Here is an 18,086-nt window from a genome sequence, read left to right on the forward strand (position 1 = left end):
AATCATCCTCAATAAATATTACGATATATTGTGTTTAAATAATATGCAATAAGTTTATGGAAATTATTGATTGTATTGTAAAAAAAACTGTGGAAGCAGCAGGGAGAATAAGACCTTGGGTAAATTCGTCACCCTTAATTGAATCGAAAGTAGATAGTCAACTTCTGTTTAAATGTGAGAATCTTCAAGAAACAGGTTCGTTCAAGATAAGAGGCGCGACTAACAAACTTCTATTAGCAAAACAACAAGGTGCCGATCATATCTATACCGCGTCTTCAGGCAATCATGGAATTGCTTGTGCGCAAGCAGCCATTTGGACTGATTTGAAATTGAATGTTATCTTGCCGCAAAACGTTTCTGCTAGCAAAATTAGATTACTAAAGGAACTAAAGGTGTCTATAGAAAAACATGGTAGAGAAGCAGGAGAGGCTGAACAACATGCAAGAAATTTAGCCAAAAATTTAAAAGGTTGTTATGTTTCCCCGTATAATGATATTGACATCATATCAGGTCAAGCAACTATTGCGTTGGAATTAATCGAGAGTATAAAACCCAACCAGAAACTAAATGTTTTCTTATCTGTTGGTGGAGGGGGAATGGCTTCTGGAGTAGGGGCTATTTTAAAAAATGCTCAATTCAATACTAAACTGTGGGCTGTGTCTGCTAAAAACTCATGTGTACTGTATAATAGCCTTTTGGAGAAAAGAGTTGTCAATGTTAAACAACAACTGACCATCGCGGAAGGAGTAGCGGGCAACATTGATAGTGATACTATGACTCTTAGAATCTGCGAAGAAGTGATTGACAAATCAGTTGTTTGCTCAGAAAAAGAAATATTAACTGCATATAAAAAGCTGGCTTTACAAGAAAATCTATTAGTTGAAGGAGCAGCGGCACTGGCATATGCGGGTTACATAAAGGAAAAGAGTAATATACCGCAAGGGGAATTGTCTGTTGTAGTTCTTTGCGGTAGTAATATGGATCATAGACAATATTTTAAATTCGGTTGAAATCTGTGCGGTCACAGGCACTAAAAAGTAATTTTTGGGGTTTTTAGCTGGCTATGAAATGCTAATAAATTCTTAAATTTTACTATCGTATATTGGCTGATGAACTTTTATCGAGGATGTTTTTATTTATTTGTCAACATCATCAAATATTGAGCGTCCTAAAGATGAATTCACTGCTGAATCTTTGTCAATCTTAATTAAGTCTTCCAGCTCTTCCCCTCCATCCACAGAGTGAAGTTCATTTAGCATTTCAATATGCTCATCTATAGCAGTAAGATTATCATCGATAAACTGAACAAACACATGATCACTTGTAAATTCGCTTTTAAATTCTTCAAGTGATTCCTTCAATGTTGAATAGTGAGTCTCAGGATCATCATATCCGTTTTCATCATTTCCTAAGGTATTAATAAGTAAGCTACCACTTAATGAGTCGATACCCTTCTGTAAGCGATTCATACTGCCACCGAGTCTAGAAATTGCCAACTCTTCTTCATTAAGAATGGAAATGGGAGTTGATAACTGTCCACAGAGTGAGAGCATACTTTGTTAACTACCATTAACCAAAGATAAGCTCTGCCTTGGGCGCTTTAAGGTGCTGACACTGAAATGTGTGATGGCAGATAACTATGCTGGCCTTGCAGTTCTTGTTAGCACTGAAAAGGCATTTGAAGGCATAGGTAAGGTAGGAGCTTAACTGCTCAGTTGAGTTTCAAAGCGATATATTAGACACTTTAGAGTGTGTTAAATATGCGCCTTTTGAGCAAGATAAATCGAAAAACAAATTTTCACGCTGTCAGAAAAGTTCTACTCAGTGATAAAGTGATTAACGGACTGGGGGATGGTTATAAAAAGTATTCAAATTTAAAACACACCGCTCAATTGGTCGATTGGGGAATAGAAATTCCTATTTCAGTGTCAGTTGTTTAGGTTTGCCGGTCAGAATGCGATCAATTTTCTTACACAGAACAAATATAGGTTGTTTTCATTGGGGATTCGATTTCATAAGGTGGACGCCATTGCCTAAAAGAATCTCGCTAAAGTCACTATTGATAAAGGGTTTTCGTACTGTACGACTCCTGAATTTATTTAATTATTTTTAGATGGTCGCTCTGAATAAGGGTTTAATAATCAATCTTTTTGCCATATGCTGAGGTTGTTGCTTTTAGTACTCCATTTGGTTTGCCTCATTGGTATAAAAGCTAATCGACAAGTCTATGGATCGAAAAATCTTAATCATTTCTAGTTTATGCTCAGGCGCTTAACTTTTCTATGTCAATAAAAGCCTTACCCAGCTTGAGTTTTGCACTATTTTGAACAACACTTCAGTTATCTTTCCACCCAATAAAAACATTATGCCAACTCAGCTGTTAGATGGATTTAGTCGTCAGTACCAAAAAAAGCTAGTCGCGGTAAGTTTGGCGGTGTTGTTGTGTCTAAATTTCCTTCTTAATCATTTACTGCACCTTCAGGTTCACACGCAAGGCGAAGAAGCCGCGACTGAAATTTCTCAGTTATCATCGGAAGCTTTTGCTGCAGGAGTAAGTGAAATAGCTACGAAGTATGGTTTTTCGTTGTTACCTGTGGCGAATGCAGAAGAACATCAATTTGTTGTCAATGACCAAACGGTTACCTTGTACCATGAATCCATATGGATAAGTCATGGATATATATTGATATTTTTCAATTTGTTGTCGATTGGGCTCGTATTATTCGTACATCGATGGTGGTTTTTATACGGTATGACTGAGTCTACCTCAAATGCGCAAAAGCCTGTGGCTTTGCCAGCCCCTGCTTCTGAAGGGCAGTATGCATTATTTGCGTTAATCCATTGGAAGTGCAGTACACCTAAAGAAGTTGATCTGCAGTTACATTTTCAGCTTGCGCTAGTTAAAGGCGTTGGAGAGTTTGGGACGGTGGCAGTTAAATATCTAGCTTCAGGGGCATTGGCCGTGACAGTAAAGCAGATAGGGGCGACTAAAGGTATGGATTTGGCAAAGCAAATGCACGAAATCGTTTATCGAGTACTGCTAGAGTTTCGGGGGGATTTATCTCGCAGCAAAGTGAAGCTTGGCGCGTGTTTTTATCAGGAAAATAAACAACAGACACAGGTTTATCAAAGCGCAAAATCAGCGCTCTCAATTGCGCAAAATCAAGTGTGGCAACATATTCATCTAGTTCATCTCACAGAGTTATTGGCAAAACGCCTTAACGAAGACGGTGAAGCTTTGCTGAGTTATCTGAAAGCCGGACAGTTTTCCTTATTCTTCCAGCCGTTGTTCGACTTTTTAGCCGAAGACGTAATTGTAAGCGAAGCGCTACTCAGAGTGACTCACAAAGAAATGGGGCGAATTTCGGCCAAGCAGGTGATGCAACACCTTTATACTCCAGAGCAATTTCAGTTTCTGGATAGAGCGATAGTTAAGCAGGTGTTGTCTGTTTATGAGCAGGAAAGGAGTTTTGGTAAGGTAAGTATTAACTTACATATTTCGAGTTGGGTGGATAGTCAGTTTATTGATTGGCTAGAGGGGCAGCTCATTGCGTCTCATAGTGGTGCGGCAATAGGGTTTGAACTTAGCATAGAAGAGGTCTATCAACATGGAGAGCGTTTGCTAGCAGTTTTTGATAGGTTGAACCGACTTGGGTGCGATATTTATTTGGATAACGTTACGCAGGCTCTGACGCTAGGGCGCTCACCGCTTGCCGAGTTGGTAAAAGCTGTCAAGCTTAGCTATGAGCTAGTACATGGCATTGAAAAGTCTGCATATCGTAAACGCACAGTAAAGCAAATAGTCGCTCAAGCGAGAAGCTTGGGTATTCCCGTGTATGCCGTGGGGGTTGAAACCGTTGCTGAATTGAGTTGCATCAAAGGGCTTGGAGTGAAAGGCGCGCAAGGGCATTATTTCTCCGCACCATTACAACAGCTCGCTGATATTCACTAAAACGCTAACCGCATAAGCTGATTAGGTCTACTTTTTATTTGCCAGATATCTCAAACCATCTAATCCTTGTAAACCGCCAGTATGGATTGCGGTGATCACACTGCCTCTTTTGAAGTATCCTTGTTGAGCCAATGTGAAAATGGCGTAAAACAGTTTACCAGTGTAAATAGGCTCAAGAGGCAAACGATATTTTACCTTCATTTCATGACAAAACCTCAGCAATTCAGGTGTAGTCTTGGCGTAACCTCCGTGGTGAAAATCATGGAGTAGCTGCCATGGCGCGCAGCGCTGAATTGTGATTAATTCATGTATTTCCTGTGCTAGGTATTCAGCACCTTTTAGTACCGTAACGCCTAAAACCTGCGTGTGGTTAGGCAATCCCGAGATTAGTCCTGCCACTGTGCCGCCACTACCCACAGCCGTCATGACATAATCACTTTGAGGCAAGGAATGCGCTAGCTCTTCAAGGCCTTGGAGTGCAAGTGCATTAGTGCCGCCTTCTGGTATGAGATAAGCATTATTAAACTTGGCTTGCAGAGTTTGAATGTATTCGGGTTGATTTCTTTGCCGATATTCGACTCGACTCACGGGATGAAGTGTTAGCCCGCAAGCGCTTGCCATTTTTAGTGTTGGGTTGTGCCGGTCAATCTCTGGGCCTCTAACAATTAAGTGACCTTTGATTGCGAAAAGTTTGCACGCCATGCTAGTAGCATATAAGTGATTGGAAAACGCCCCGCCAAAAGTGACTAACTCTTCAAGGCCAGCTTGCTTTAGGTGGAGTATGTTGTATTTTAGTTTACGCCATTTGTTTCCTTGGATCACAGGATGGAGCAAATCATCACGTTTAACCTGCAACGTTAAACCGTATTTATCCAATGTCGGGTGGTGAATAGTTTGGATTGGTGACTCGGCGATATTGGTGATGGTTTGCATGATGAAATCAGTCTGATATTTTGCACACTATAATAAATAACCCGAGCGTTTCACTCCAGAGGTTATCATACATCCTTGATTACCTATCTGCTATTTTGGACTCGAATGAGTAACACATCGAGATGTTAGAGAAAAATAGACAAAATCTCAGCTAAAAACTGGCAAGACGCTGGTTAATAGTTGTAAACTCAGATATTAATTGTGCAAAGCTTGTGTTTTACTTTGTAAGTACATAGCATAGAGCCCTAACTATAAGAAATAACAAGACCAAACAATTGCCGCTGTTGGGAATGGAACATATGCGAATTGCTCCTTTAACTTTTATTGTCTCGGCCTCGATCCTGGCCATGGGTACTGTTGCTCAAAGCGCTATGGCGCAAGATACTGCGACGGTCACTGCCATCGAGTCTGAATTGTCTAATAAGCAAAGCGAATTAGACAGATACTCGGTCGTTTTAGAAAAACACCTAGCTGAGGAAACGCGTCTGCAGTCTCAACTTGAGTTATTGAGAAAACGTTCAGGTGAGTTAGACAAAGAAAAAAATCAGGCCTTAGATGCAATGAATGAGTTGTATCGTCGGCTAATTGATGATCCTTCCATTGATATTTCTTCTGCGCAAACGCGTTATCAGCAAGCAGTGGCAGATCACAAGCAGAATAAAGAAGACATTGCGATGCAGATTGCGGCGATTGCATCACAGCGTAAAGATATTGAGCAGGTCCGTGTAACTAAGCACACCTTAGTAAATACGCTTGAAAACTTAAAAGATCAGCTTGGCACCGCGCGAGTAGAGCGACTGCGTAATGAGTTTACTCGTGAAGGTACGCTAGAGGTAGACCACACGATTAACTGTAAGCGCACAGAAACCTTGGCGGCTTGTGAACAGCGTGGTCAGCAAATGGGGCTTCAAAAAGCAACTAAGCGCTTTATTGATCAGATTTTTGCAAACCTAACCGAGAGCCGTGTTGTCGAGCCAAAACGCAATATGGCTGGCGCGCAGGTTCAAGTGGTGAGCAGCCATGTTGTAAATAGTGGATTTAGTGGACAAGGCAACTACAACGTTAATCTCAGCGTAACGATGCGTGGTGATGTAAATAGCAGCCGCTTATGTAACCTGTTGAGCTTAGACAATCGTTATTGTGCTGAGTATGGCACTCCACTTGCCGTAAATTACCAGTCGAACTACTCGACCGTCTACAGTGATAATCAACTGACTTTTTCGGACGAGCAAAGTGATCCGGTTGAAGTTGCGACTATTACAAAGCAGCCAGTCGTGGAGACCCCTCTTGTAAAAAAGTCACAAACGGCTGATAAAACAGTCGAGTTAACTTTAAGATCAAATGTTTACGACGACGAAGTATTTATTAATGGAGTCAGCTACGGCGCGACAAAAACGACAGTAGCAATTCCTGCCGGATTTTATGATGTTGAGATCCGTAAATTAGGTTATGAACCTTATAAAGCACGCATTAACCTACGAGCGGCACAAACCATTAATGCGAAATTGGTGAAGAAACGCCAATCGGTAACGTCTGTTGTAACGAAAAAGCCTGAGCCTGAAGCGCAACAAGTGCAAGTGGTCGCCGTAGCAACCACCGAAAATGAGCTAGCTATTATCCCCGCAGGCACTTTTAAAATGGGCGACCTGACGGGTAATGGTTTACCAAATGAGCGTCCCATTGTTGAAAAAGTGTTGAGTCATTCATATGCCATGCAGAGCACAGAGGTTACAGTGGCGGCTTTTCGCCGTTTTGCACAAAGCACTGGATATAAAACCTTAGCCGAACAAGGTAAAGGCTGCGCATACTATAAAAATGGCGAACCGGTTTGGGAGCTTGAATATAATTGGGAAAACCCAGGTTACGAGCAATCAGATAATTTTCCCGTTGTTTGTGTTGCTTATGATGATGCCAAAGCGTATGCCAACTGGTTATCTGGCGAAAAAGGACAACAATTTAGATTACCCAATGAAGTTGAATGGGAATATGCGGCGCGTGCAGGCACTGCATCTGAGTACCCATGGGGTAATGAAATCGGAAGAAACCTAGCTAATTGTGGTTGGTGTGGCAGTGAGTGGTCTAATAAAAGTCCTTCACCAGTTGCCCAATTTTCACCGAATAGCTATGGCTTATATGATACTGTAGGAAACGTCTGGGAGTGGACGCAAAAGCGTGCTTCTCAGAGCGATGTTACAGTGCGTGGCGGTGCATGGAACTTCGCGCCGAGTTTGGCTCGAGTGTCAACTCGCTTAGCGTTAGCGCCAGATTTTAGAGCGAATTATATAGGTTTTCGACTTGTTCGAGAGCGATAAGTAGTAAATTAAGAGCAGCAGGTGATGCTGCTTTGTTTGACAGAATTCTGAAAGGTCACCCAGCCTCATGTTTAAAAAATTACGCGGATTATTTTCTAACGATCTCTCTATCGATTTAGGGACGGCAAACACACTTATTTATGTAAAAGAAGAAGGCATCGTACTGAATGAGCCATCGGTGGTGGCGATTCGTCAGGAGCGAGCAGGTGGCCCAAAAAGCGTTGCATCAGTGGGTACTGCGGCTAAGCAAATGCTAGGTCGAACGCCGGGTAACATCAAAGCTATTCGCCCGATGAAAGATGGGGTGATTGCAGACTTCTATGTAACAGAAAAAATGTTACAGCACTTTATTAAACAGGTGCACAATAATAACTTTATGCGTCCGAGCCCTCGTGTACTTATTTGCGTACCTTGTGGCGCAACGCAAGTTGAAAAGCGTGCTATCCGTGAATCCGCAATGGGTGCCGGTGCGCGTGAAGTGTACTTAATTGAAGAGCCAATGGCTGCTGCAATTGGTGCTGGTCTACCAGTATCTGAAGCAACGGGTTCAATGGTTGTTGATATCGGTGGTGGTACGACGGAAGTGGCGATTATCTCACTAAATGGTGTTGTTTATTCGTCTTCAGTACGTATCGGTGGTGATAAGTTTGATGAAGCGATTATTAACTATGTACGTCGCAATTTCGGAAGCCTAATTGGTGAAGCGACGGCTGAGCATATCAAACATGAAATTGGCTCTGCTTTTAAGAGCGAAACGCCGATTGAGATTGAGGTTCGCGGCCGTAACTTAGCTGAAGGGGTACCACGCTCTTTCACACTCAATTCGCATGAAATCCTAGAAGCGTTACAAGAACCTTTGATGGGGATTGTAAGTGCAGTAATGGTTGCGCTAGAGCAGTCGCCACCAGAGCTTGCCTCTGATATTTCTGCCCACGGCATGGTATTAACAGGTGGTGGCGCATTACTCAAAGACTTAGATCGATTGTTGATGGAAGAAACTGGTATTCCAGTGGTGGTTGCCGATGATCCATTAACTTGTGTGGCAAGAGGTGGTGGTAAAGCGTTAGAGATGATAGACATGCACGGTGGTGACGTATTTAGTTACGACTGATGAATTTATTATTTGGCCGAACCGTACCTTTACAACTGCGACTTACTGTCGCAGTTGTGCTTAGTATTATTCTGATCATTGGTGACCGTTATACGGTTGGTGGGACTATGGTGCGAACCAGCTTAAACACTTTGGTTAGTCCGCTACTGTACGTCGCTAACATTCCCTATGAAGCGTTCAACTTGGGCCTGAAAAGTCTCAATACCAGAGAAAAGCTGCAACAAGAAAACCAAGCACTCAGAGAAAAACAATTAATACAGAGTGAGCAATTACAGCAGCTTCAGTTTTTGCAAAAAGAAAATCAAGAATTGCGCGCCTTATTAGGTGCGTCAGCTAGGGAAACCAATCAACGTTTAATATCTCAAGTGTTGTCTGTTCATTCGAACCCTTATAGTCATCAGGTGGTGATTAATCGCGGTACTATTGATGGGATCAGCGAAGGGCAGGCTGTTATTGACGAAATGGGTATTGTTGGGCAGCTAACTCAAGTCGGTACAACGACCTCAAGAGTGCTGCTTATGACAGATACCACCCATGCGACACCGGTCAGAATATTGCGTAATGACGTTCGCACTGTGGTAGAGGGGACGGGTAAAATCAATAATGTTCGTCTTGCTCATGTACCGCATAGCATGGATATTCGCATTGGCGATGTGTTGGTCACTTCCGGGCTTGGTGGTACTTTCCCTGAAGGCTATCCGGTGGCTGTAGTTACTGAGATAGACAGAGACGAAGGCCTACCATTTGCACAAGTACAGGCAGAGCCGATTGCACAACTAGATCGCATTCGCTTACTCGTGGTGTTAGGTAAACGTAGCCAAGAGGCAATTAATCATGAGTAAACATAGCAACTTATTGATTGCATTAAGTGTCTTTGTTGCGTTAATCATGGCACTTATGCCATTGCCTTTTTCACTTGAACCATTTCGTCCTGACTGGGTATTATTGGTGCTGATGTACTGGTCTTTGGCCGTTCCTCACCGTGTGAATATTGGTTGGGCTTGGATGACTGGCCTGATAATAGATTTAGCGATGGGCGCGCCACTCGGGGTGAACTCATTGACCTATTCCATTTGTATTTATATTACCGCCAGCAACTTTCAGAAAATTCGTAATTTCTCCATCTGGCAGCAAGCAGTGCTGATCGGGCTATTTCTCGCGCTCTATCATTTGTTACAATTTTGGCTTAATCATTTCTTGCTTGATATCTACTTTAACCCGCATTATCTCTGGCCTGCAGTTACGGGCATGGTGTGCTGGCTGTGGATATTCCCACTGCTGAGAAAATATCGTAGACAGTTTAGGATCAGATAATGTCTATTTCTTTATATTTAGCTTCGGCTTCTCCGCGTCGCAAAGCGCTACTTTCTCAGCTTGGCTATTCGTTCGAGCAATTTAGTGTTGATGCAGATGAAAGTCCGCTAGACGATGAAACCGCATTACAGCTTGTGGAGCGTTTGGCGTGTTTAAAAGCGCAATCAGGTGTGGCGCTAGGGTATACCGACAAGCCGGTTCTTGGCAGTGACACTGTGGTTGTCATTGACGGAGAAGCGCTTGGTAAGCCTCGTGATAAAGCGGATTTCAAAGCGATGATGCAGCGCCTTTCTGGTAATACACATCAGGTAATGACTGCGATTGCACTTGCAGATACAAGCAAAGTACTGAGCAATGTGATTGTGACCAATGTGACTTTTAAAGCGCTCAGCGAAACTGAAATTGATGCCTACTGGGACACCAACGAGCCACAAGATAAAGCGGGTGGCTACGGGATCCAAGGGGTAGGTGGACGCTTTGTAACTGAGATCCAAGGTAGCTATTTTGCAGTTGTCGGCTTACCTTTATATGAGACAGACGAATTAATTCAACGGTTTTTAAAATAAAATATGAGTAGCGAACTACTAATCAATGTCACCCCAAGTGAAAGTCGCGTAGCCTTAATCGAAAATGGGGTGCTGCAAGAAGTTCAAGTTGAACGGATCGGTAACCTCGGCATCGTTGGTAATATTTATCTTGGCAAAGTAAGCCGAGTTCTTCCTGGTATGCAGGCTGCTTTTGTGGATATCGGCTTGGAAAAAGCGGCGTTTCTACATGCGTCAGATATCGTGAACAGCGCTTCCATCGAAGAGGGGGTGGCCGAGTCCCCAGTTAAGAAAGTGCAGGATATTCGTGAGCTGGTTAAACAAGGCCAGTTCATTATGGTACAAGTGGTCAAAGATCCGCTTGGCACAAAAGGCGCTAGACTGACTACCGACATCACTATTCCCTCACGTTATTTGGTGTTTATGCCTGACGCGACGCATGTGGGTGTGAGTCAGCGTATTGAAACCGAACAAGAGCGCGACCGGTTAAAAGAGATCGTTGCACAATATAATGACGAAAACGGTGGTTTTATCGTTCGTACCGCTGCCGAAGGTGCTTCCGAAGCAGAGTTACAGCATGATGCGGAGTTTTTGAAAAAGCTTTGGCAAAAAATTGTGACTCGCCGCCGTAAAACGAGCAAAGCAAAAATTTTGCACGAGGATCTTACCTTAGCATTTCGCACCTTGCGTGATTATGTTGGTGAGGACATGGAGCGTATCCGTGTTGACTCAAAGTTAACTTACCAAGAGCTAAAGCTTTTCACTGAAGAGTTTGTTCCCCAACTCGCAAGTGCACTTGAGTATTACCCAGGTGAACGCCCCATTTTTGACTTGTTTGATGTTGAAACTGAGATCCAAAAAGCACTACATCGCAAGGTTGAGTTAAAGTCTGGTGGCTACCTTATCATTGACCAAACGGAAGCAATGACAACGGTTGATGTTAATACAGGCGCATTTGTTGGCCATCGTAATCTCGAAGAGACGATTTTTAATACCAATGTTGAAGCGACGTCAGCAATTGCGAGGCAACTAAGGTTACGAAACCTTGGTGGTATCATTATTATCGACTTTATTGACATGGTATCTGACGAGCATAAACGCCGAGTATTGCACTCTTTAGAAACTGCGTTGTCTAAAGACCGAGCGAAAGCCAATATCAATGGACTCTCTGCACTTGGGCTTGTAGAAATGACCCGCAAGCGCACGCGCGAGAGCCTAGAACATATTCTTTGTGATGTGTGTCCATCCTGTTCAGGTCGTGGTTCACTAAAAACGGTCGAAACCGTTTGCTATGAGATCCTACGAGAAATCGTGCGTGTGAATCGTGCATATGACGCTGACAAGTTTATGGTTTACGCCTCGCCAGCGGTGAGCGAAGCCTTGATCAACGATGAGTATCATAATTTAGCTGAGCTTGAATTATTTATTGGTAAGCAGGTTAGCATTCAAACTGAGAGCTTATATAGCCAAGAGCAGTTTGACGTAGTAATGATGTAATAGGGTAGCGGTACATGCAGGCTAAGGCCGTCTGTTTTTTCTGCCTGCGTAAAGCGTGGCAAATCTTTGCGATCACTTTAGTGACACTCGCGGTGCTGGTGTCTGCGCTAAAGTATGCCTTGCCCTATGCTAATGATTATAGAAGTGACATCGAAGCGCTGATCCAAAAGCAACTGAATGTTGATATTAGTATTGGCCAGATCAGTGCGAGTTGGGAGGGTAATGGGCCCGCTCTGGTGTTGGAATCGCTCTCTTTTAAAGATAATAAAGACTCGCCAATTTCCATTAATATCGCCAAAACCTCATTGCAGCTCAATGTATTTGAGTCTGTACGACAAATGCAGATCGCATCTAACTATTTTGTACTGGAAGGGTTTGAAGCCGATATAGATCTGAGTAAGTTAAACGCGGCTCAAGATCAGGGTGCTTTTGAGCAGCAAGCATTAATTGAAAGCCTTTTCTTAGGCGATGTTGGACATTTTGCGGTGCAAAACAGTCGTCTAAATATCACCTTTTCTAGTGGTAAGACTCACAGTTTACTATTGAAAGATTTAGTGTGGCAAAACTCTAGCGCATTACATGAAGGTGCGGGAGAAATCGCATTACCTGGGTTTTCTCAAGGCCAGTTTAACGCTCGCCTTTCTTTGTCAGGGCGAAAGTTACGTGAATTGGCGGGGAATATCTATGTATCTGCGGATAAGGTTAATCCGGTCGATTGGCTAGAAGAGCTTATCACCTTAGCGCATCCAGACCTAAAAGCAGACATCAATACTCAGTTATGGTTAGGCTTTGAGCAAGGTACTTTGCAAGATATCACCGTGGATATCAAACCCAGTACGTTGATTTGGCAAGAAGATGAAAATCAGCGCACGTTAGCATTAGACGACGCGCAATTTCTGTTAAAGCCAGATCAACAAGGTTGGTGGGTGCAAAGTAGTGGTATCCAGTTTAGTCGCAATCAAGAAGCGCTTGCTCCTATTTTATTTGAAGCAAAATGGCATAAAGATAACAAGACCTTTTGGCTAAAGGATATTAACGCCAACTTTTTAGCTGAGTTAGCACAACTTGCTAAATTCCCAGGGCGAGATTTGCTGTATGGTATGAATCCCAATGGTCAACTGAGCGCAGCGAAATTCAGTCTAGGTACTAATAATGCTTTTTCGGCATGGGGGGTCATTGAAGAGTTAGCTTTTGAGCCATTTCATGGGATCCCAGGCATTTATGGTACCAGATTAGAGGTGAGTGCAACTGATGAGCAAATTAGGCTCAATTTAAGTGCTGAACAAACTGAATTGCTATCAAAAGAGACGTTCAAAGATAATATTAAGCTCCAGCAGCTCAGTGGTGATGTCTATATTCGCAATCAACAAACGCAAGGCTGGCAAGTTTCCAGTCCCAACTTTTGGCTTAGTAATCAAGACTTAGCGTTAGCCACAGAATTTTCCTTGCAGTTATCAGATGACCCTCGGCTTGATTTATATGCGGAGCTACTCGGTGGGCGTGGTGAAATCGCTTCACAGTACTTTCCTGTCAGTATTATGCGTAAAAGCTTAGTCGATTATTTAGAAGCAGGGATCCAAGGTGGTCAGCACTTGCAGACTCAAGTCTTACTGAGTGGGGCGCTTTCACAATTTCCATTCGCTGATAAGCAAGGTCAGTTTGAAGTTAAATCACGTTTGAATGAGGTTACCTTTGGTTTTGCGCCGGATTGGCCTAGCGTTACTTCAGGTGATGTCACATTACACTTCGAAAACGAAAGAATGGATATCTACGCACACCGTGGGGAACTTGTTAATCAAAGTATTGATGAGAGTGTCATTGTTAGTATTGCGGATTTAAATCACGCTGATGTGCTGACCGTTGATATTAATCACACCACAGAAGCGAGCACGTTACAGCCTTTCTTTGCGGCAACACCGCTCGCAGATCCGCTCGCGAATATATTAGATATTGTTCAAGGTAAAGGTGATGCAAAAGGGGATGTGCAATTGGCCGTCGACCTGCACTCAGGTGCCGTACATGCTAAAGGTGACATCTACCTAGACAACAATCCTATTTTTTTGGCAAAGCCTGGGATGCAATTACAGCAAGTGAAAGGTGTGGTTAGCTTCGATGATGACACTATCAAAGTGAATAATTTGTCTGCTAAGTGGCTGGACATGCCCCTTTCGTTAGACTTATCAGGAAGCGGAGATAAGCAAAATTATCAAGTAACGACCAAGGTAAGCCTTGAGGCTGGAATAGAACAACTGCAACCGCATGCTAATGGAATTATTGACGGCTACTTTGAAGGCAATAGCGTGCTGAGCACAGATCTTATGCTTAATTTTGCTGATGCGGGATTTAACTATAAAGCCAAATTTGCCAGTGATTTACGGGGGATCGCGAGTCACTTACCCGATCAATTCGGCAAACCCGCTGATCAAGCTAAGCTGCTAAGCGGCACAGTATTAGGGGATGATATTTCGAATCTTGTGACGGCAAGCCTAGATAATCAATTGTATTTTAATGGCATCATTGAAAATGGATCCGGTGCGATGCGTAATGCACACCTGATCATTGGCAGTAAAGATGAAGGCTTAAATGCATCCGGTTTTGATATCACAATCAAACAACAAGAAGTCGAGCTGTTGCCTTGGTTACCACTGATCAACCGTATTATCAAAGCGCCAAGTTCAGGTTCCGACCCTGCATTTCTACCAGCGCTGAATCAGGTAAATGGCTCTTTCTCAAAAGTAACATTCTCAGAGATCCCTTTCCATGATGTTGACTTTACTATGGCTGCGATTGACGGCGCGATGCAGCTTAAAATCAATAGTAAAGAAATGCGCTCACAAGTGGCTATTCCAGCATCAAACTCAAGCCGTCCTATTCACATTAATAGTGATTATCTACGTCTAAATTTACCTAAGTCAGAGCCGCAAGCGCAAGAGACAGTGGAAAGAGACATTCACTCGTTAGATTGGTTGTTGAGCTTACCTGCAACCGAATTTGTGTGTAGTGACTGTAAAGTCGGTGAATATCAGTTAGATCAGGTCAATATGTCGTTGTTTGGAGATGGTAATAGACTCAATATCTCAGAGTTAGTGATTGACAAAAAAGATCATAAACTCAATGCCAGTGGTCGCTTTGAGCAAGGTAAAACGACGCTAAGCGGCGCCTTAAACAGCGATGATTTCGGTGAACTAACGGATGAGTTTGATATTACTTCAACTATTAAAGACTCCCGAGCCAACATTGATTTTTCCCTCAATTGGCAAGGCGCACCATACGAAATGGATTTACCTAGCCTAGGAGGCGAGTTGACTTGGCGCTTAGGTGAGGGTCATTTGGCAGAAATAAGTGATAAAGGTGCACGTGTCTTTTCGCTACTGAGTTTGGACTCTTTGATCAGAAAGCTACGCTTGGACTTTAGAGATGTGTTTTCTAAAGGCTTTTTCTATAACAGTATGAGTGGTTCGGTACAACTAACGAATGGTATTGCGATCACTGAAGATTCAAAGCTCGATGGCGTGCCAGCTGATCTAACGATACGTGGCTATGCCAACCTCAATACTCACGAAATCAATTATGATTTGGCCGTTGCACCACAAGTCACGTCGAGTTTACCTGTGATCATGGCATGGGCGGTGAATCCGGTGACGGGGTTAGCAGCACTGGCATTAGATAAGGTTATCCACTCCGCGCGAGTGATCTCTGAGATTAATTTTAAAATCACCGGAACGATGCAAGAGCCGGTGGTTACCGAGGTTGATCGTAAGAGTAAAGAAATTGAGTTACCGAAACCGGTTGTGCCCCCTAGTGAGGAAGTTATGCCAGATGGAGCTGATGAGAATATAAGTAAAGAAGCACCAGCTTTGAATTCAGAATCACAACCAAGTGCTACACTTAAGCAAAGTGAGCAACCTCTTGTGTCACAAAATAAGGAAAGTGGTAATGGCTAAGGTGATTGCATTGCCAATGAGCTCGGCTAAAGCACCCCAAACAAATATAGATTACCTTAAAAACCAGCTGGCTAAGTTAGTGGTTGAAGAGCCAACCTTAGTCTGCTTACCTGAAACTTGGCTGGCGTTTTGCGACAATGCTCAACAGACTTGGGAATACGCGCAGCATAATGAAGCACTGCTCGAAGAGCTCTCAGCGCTTTGTCAACACCATAACATTTGGTTGGCAGCAGGTACCATCGCGATACCAAGTCAGAACGATAAATATCTAGCTGCGAGTTACTTATTTGATTCTAGTGGCGAAATCGTAGCACGCTATAATAAGATCCATCTGTTTGACGCCGATGTGAGTGACAAAACTAAACAATACCGAGAATCTGAGCGAACAGAGCCTGGGAAGGATGTCGTGGTAGTGGATAGTCCATTTGGCAGAATTGGATTAAGCGTGTGCTATGATCTGCGCTTTCCCGGTTTGTTCCAAATGATGAGAGCGAAGGGAGCTGAGCTATTTTTAGTCCCGAGTGCTTTTACCTGTGCAACGGGCAAGGCACACTGGCAGCCATTATTACAGGCGAGGGCGATAGAAAACCAATGCTATGTTGTTGCAGCCGCGCAAGTAGGTTGTCATGAAAATGGCCGAGAAACCTATGGACACAGTTTAATTGTATCGCCTTGGGGTGAAGTCTTAATTGACTCTGGTGCGAGTTTAGAACCCATTTCACAGCAGCTAGATAGCGCGTTTCTTGATTCGATCCGGCAAAAAATGCCGGTTGCGGATCATAACCGATTTAAAAGTGAGTTTTTATGAGTAATGTAGAGCAGAATTTACTGACCAATAGCCAGCTGACACGTGAGCAATTATCACAAACTCTCGAGTATATTCATCAGCACAAAGTAAATTATGCCGATCTGTACTTTCAATCAAGCTACCATGAAACTTGGGTGCTGGAAGACGGCATAGTCAAAGACGGCAGCTACAACATCGAACGTGGTGTTGGTGTACGTGCAGTGAGTGGTGAGAAGACAGGCTTTAGTTATTCTGATGCCATCAATATTGAAGCCTTAACCAAAGCTGCAGAAGCTGCGCGTAGCATCGCGCAAGCTGGCGAAAGCAGTAAAGTCCAAGTATTTAGCGATGTAAAAGCACCCATTCAATTTCAACCAGCACAGCCAATTACCAGCATGAGTGATGCGGATAAAGTGGCTTTACTTAGAGAGATTGAACAGTGTATTCGCGATTTAGCGCCTGAGGCGCAGCAAGTGGTCAGTTCGCTGTCTGCGGTATATGAAGAAGTGTTAATTGCCGCAAGCGATGGCACATTTGCAACCGACATTCGCCCGCTAATACGTTTAAATTGCTCGGTACTACTTGAGAAAAATGGTCGCAGAGAGCGTGGCAGTGCCGGTGGGGGTGCGCGTTTAGATTATGGTTACTTTAAAGAGTTAGTAGACGGTGCACCGAGATGGGTGCAGTTTGCCAAAGAAGCTGTACGCCAAGCACGCGTGAATCTTGACGCCATTGATGCTCCGGCAGGTGCGATGCCTGTGGTGCTCGGTTCAGGTTGGCCGGGGGTTTTGTTACACGAAGCAGTTGGACATGGCCTAGAAGGTGATTTTAACCGTAAAGGTGCCTCTGCATTCAGTGGCAAAATAGGTGAACAAGTCGCTTCGAGTCTTTGTACTGTGGTGGATGATGGCACGATAGCCGACCGTCGTGGCTCTTTGAATGTGGACGATGAAGGTACGCCAGCGGCATACAACGTACTGATTGAAAATGGTATTTTGAAAGGCTATATGCAAGACAAGCAAAACGCAAGCTTAATGGGCGTGGCGCCTACAGGTAATGCGCGTCGTGAGTCTTATGCCCATTTACCGATGCCGAGAATGACAAATACCTACATGCTTGCGGGTGAGCACAGTCAAGAAGAGATCATTCGTAGTGTAGATAAAGGCATTTTTGCTAGTAACTTTGGCGGTGGTCAAGTGGATATTACCTCCGGCAAATTTGTATTCTCAGCGTCTGAAGCCTACTTAATAGAGAATGGTAAGATAACCCAACCAATTAAAGGCGCAACGCTTATTGGCAATGGCCCAGAGGTGATGAAAAAGGTCTCTATGGTAGGCAATGACCTTGCACTTGATAGAGGTGTTGGAGTATGTGGTAAAGATGGTCAAAGCGTCCCTGTGGGAGTCGGCCAACCGAGTTTGAAGATTGACGAAATTACTGTCGGTGGTACAGCGTAATACTACCTGCGATAACTAGGGCCTGTTGATCTTTGCTGTTTGATTTTTGTTCTCCTGAGTGTGTTTTGGTCGCGACGCTCGACTTGCCGCCTAGTAATCTAGGAAAAAGTTGAGCAACAATGAACAAAGCGCACTCAGGTGAACCCAAAGGGCAGCGCTTGATTAGTATTTCTACTGTGTTCTCGCCTGACTCACATAGAATAACTATGCTACGCAGGCTCTGCCTTGTACAAA

General features: G+C 43.6%; 13 protein-coding genes. 11 read left to right on the top strand and 2 right to left on the bottom strand.

Features of this window, described 5'->3' with window-relative positions:
* The first annotated feature begins 56 nt into the window (after positions 1 to 56).
* Positions 57 to 1,010 (top strand): pyridoxal-phosphate dependent enzyme, encoded by a 954-nt coding sequence (locus A587_RS0119945; RefSeq protein ID WP_017219031.1) that lies wholly within the window; start codon positions 57 to 59, stop codon positions 1,008 to 1,010.
* Positions 1,011 to 1,136: 126 nt separating this feature from the next.
* Here the strand turns inward: A587_RS0119945 and A587_RS0119950 are convergent, their stop codons facing one another.
* A complete protein-coding gene (locus A587_RS0119950; protein ID WP_157234688.1) occupies positions 1,137 to 1,469 on the bottom strand; it encodes a hypothetical protein in 333 nt (110 codons plus the stop codon).
* Positions 1,470 to 2,365: 896 nt separating this feature from the next.
* Here A587_RS0119950 and A587_RS0119965 point away from each other — a divergent pair.
* Positions 2,366 to 3,952 (top strand): EAL domain-containing protein, encoded by a 1,587-nt coding sequence (locus A587_RS0119965; RefSeq protein ID WP_017219034.1) that lies wholly within the window; start codon positions 2,366 to 2,368, stop codon positions 3,950 to 3,952.
* Positions 3,953 to 3,979: 27 nt separating this feature from the next.
* On the opposite strand, the gene A587_RS0119970 is transcribed toward A587_RS0119965, so the two are convergent.
* Positions 3,980 to 4,885, bottom strand: a complete 906-nt coding sequence (locus A587_RS0119970; RefSeq protein WP_017219035.1) for a 1-aminocyclopropane-1-carboxylate deaminase/D-cysteine desulfhydrase — start codon at positions 4,883 to 4,885, stop codon at positions 3,980 to 3,982.
* Between the two features lie 299 nt (positions 4,886 to 5,184).
* On the opposite strand from A587_RS0119970, the gene A587_RS0119975 reads away from it, so the two are divergent.
* The 9 genes from A587_RS0119975 (at position 5,185) to tldD (ending at position 17,852) form a co-directional block, all read left to right on the top strand.
* Positions 5,185 to 7,197, top strand: a complete 2,013-nt coding sequence (locus A587_RS0119975) for an SUMF1/EgtB/PvdO family nonheme iron enzyme (protein WP_017219036.1) — start codon at positions 5,185 to 5,187, stop codon at positions 7,195 to 7,197.
* Between the two features lie 67 nt (positions 7,198 to 7,264).
* Positions 7,265 to 8,308: a rod shape-determining protein gene (locus tag A587_RS0119980; RefSeq protein WP_010376642.1), complete on the top strand. Its 1,044-nt coding sequence runs from the start codon at positions 7,265 to 7,267 to the stop codon at positions 8,306 to 8,308.
* Positions 8,308 to 9,150 (top strand): rod shape-determining protein MreC, encoded by an 843-nt coding sequence (mreC, locus tag A587_RS0119985; protein WP_010376644.1) that lies wholly within the window; start codon positions 8,308 to 8,310, stop codon positions 9,148 to 9,150. Before A587_RS0119980 ends, mreC begins: the two co-directional genes overlap by 1 nt.
* Positions 9,143 to 9,622, top strand: a complete 480-nt coding sequence (gene mreD, locus A587_RS0119990) for a rod shape-determining protein MreD (protein WP_010376646.1) — start codon at positions 9,143 to 9,145, stop codon at positions 9,620 to 9,622. Before mreC ends, mreD begins: the two co-directional genes overlap by 8 nt.
* Positions 9,622 to 10,188 carry a Maf family protein gene (locus A587_RS0119995; protein ID WP_017219037.1) on the top strand — a complete coding sequence of 189 codons (567 nt, stop codon included), beginning with the start codon at positions 9,622 to 9,624 and terminating at the stop codon, positions 10,186 to 10,188. Before mreD ends, A587_RS0119995 begins: the two co-directional genes overlap by 1 nt.
* Positions 10,189 to 10,191: 3 nt before the next feature.
* A complete protein-coding gene (gene rng, locus A587_RS0120000; RefSeq protein WP_010376650.1) occupies positions 10,192 to 11,664 on the top strand; it encodes a ribonuclease G in 1,473 nt (490 codons plus the stop codon).
* A gap of 14 nt (positions 11,665 to 11,678) precedes the next feature.
* The gene (locus tag A587_RS0120005; protein WP_017219038.1) at positions 11,679 to 15,608 is read left to right on the top strand and encodes a YhdP family protein; all 3,930 of its coding nucleotides are present in this window, start codon (positions 11,679 to 11,681) and stop codon (positions 15,606 to 15,608) included.
* Positions 15,601 to 16,416 (top strand): carbon-nitrogen hydrolase family protein, encoded by an 816-nt coding sequence (locus A587_RS0120010; protein ID WP_017219039.1) that lies wholly within the window; start codon positions 15,601 to 15,603, stop codon positions 16,414 to 16,416. Before A587_RS0120005 ends, A587_RS0120010 begins: the two co-directional genes overlap by 8 nt.
* Positions 16,413 to 17,852, top strand: coding sequence for a metalloprotease TldD (gene tldD, locus A587_RS0120015; protein ID WP_010376653.1), 1,440 nt, complete (start codon positions 16,413 to 16,415; stop codon positions 17,850 to 17,852). The genes A587_RS0120010 and tldD overlap by 4 nt, the downstream gene beginning before the upstream one ends.
* The last annotated feature ends 234 nt before the right edge of the window (positions 17,853 to 18,086 follow it).

This window comes from Pseudoalteromonas sp. NJ631, assembly GCF_000276645.1.
GTDB classification, from domain to species: Bacteria; Pseudomonadota; Gammaproteobacteria; order Enterobacterales; family Alteromonadaceae; genus Pseudoalteromonas; species Pseudoalteromonas piscicida.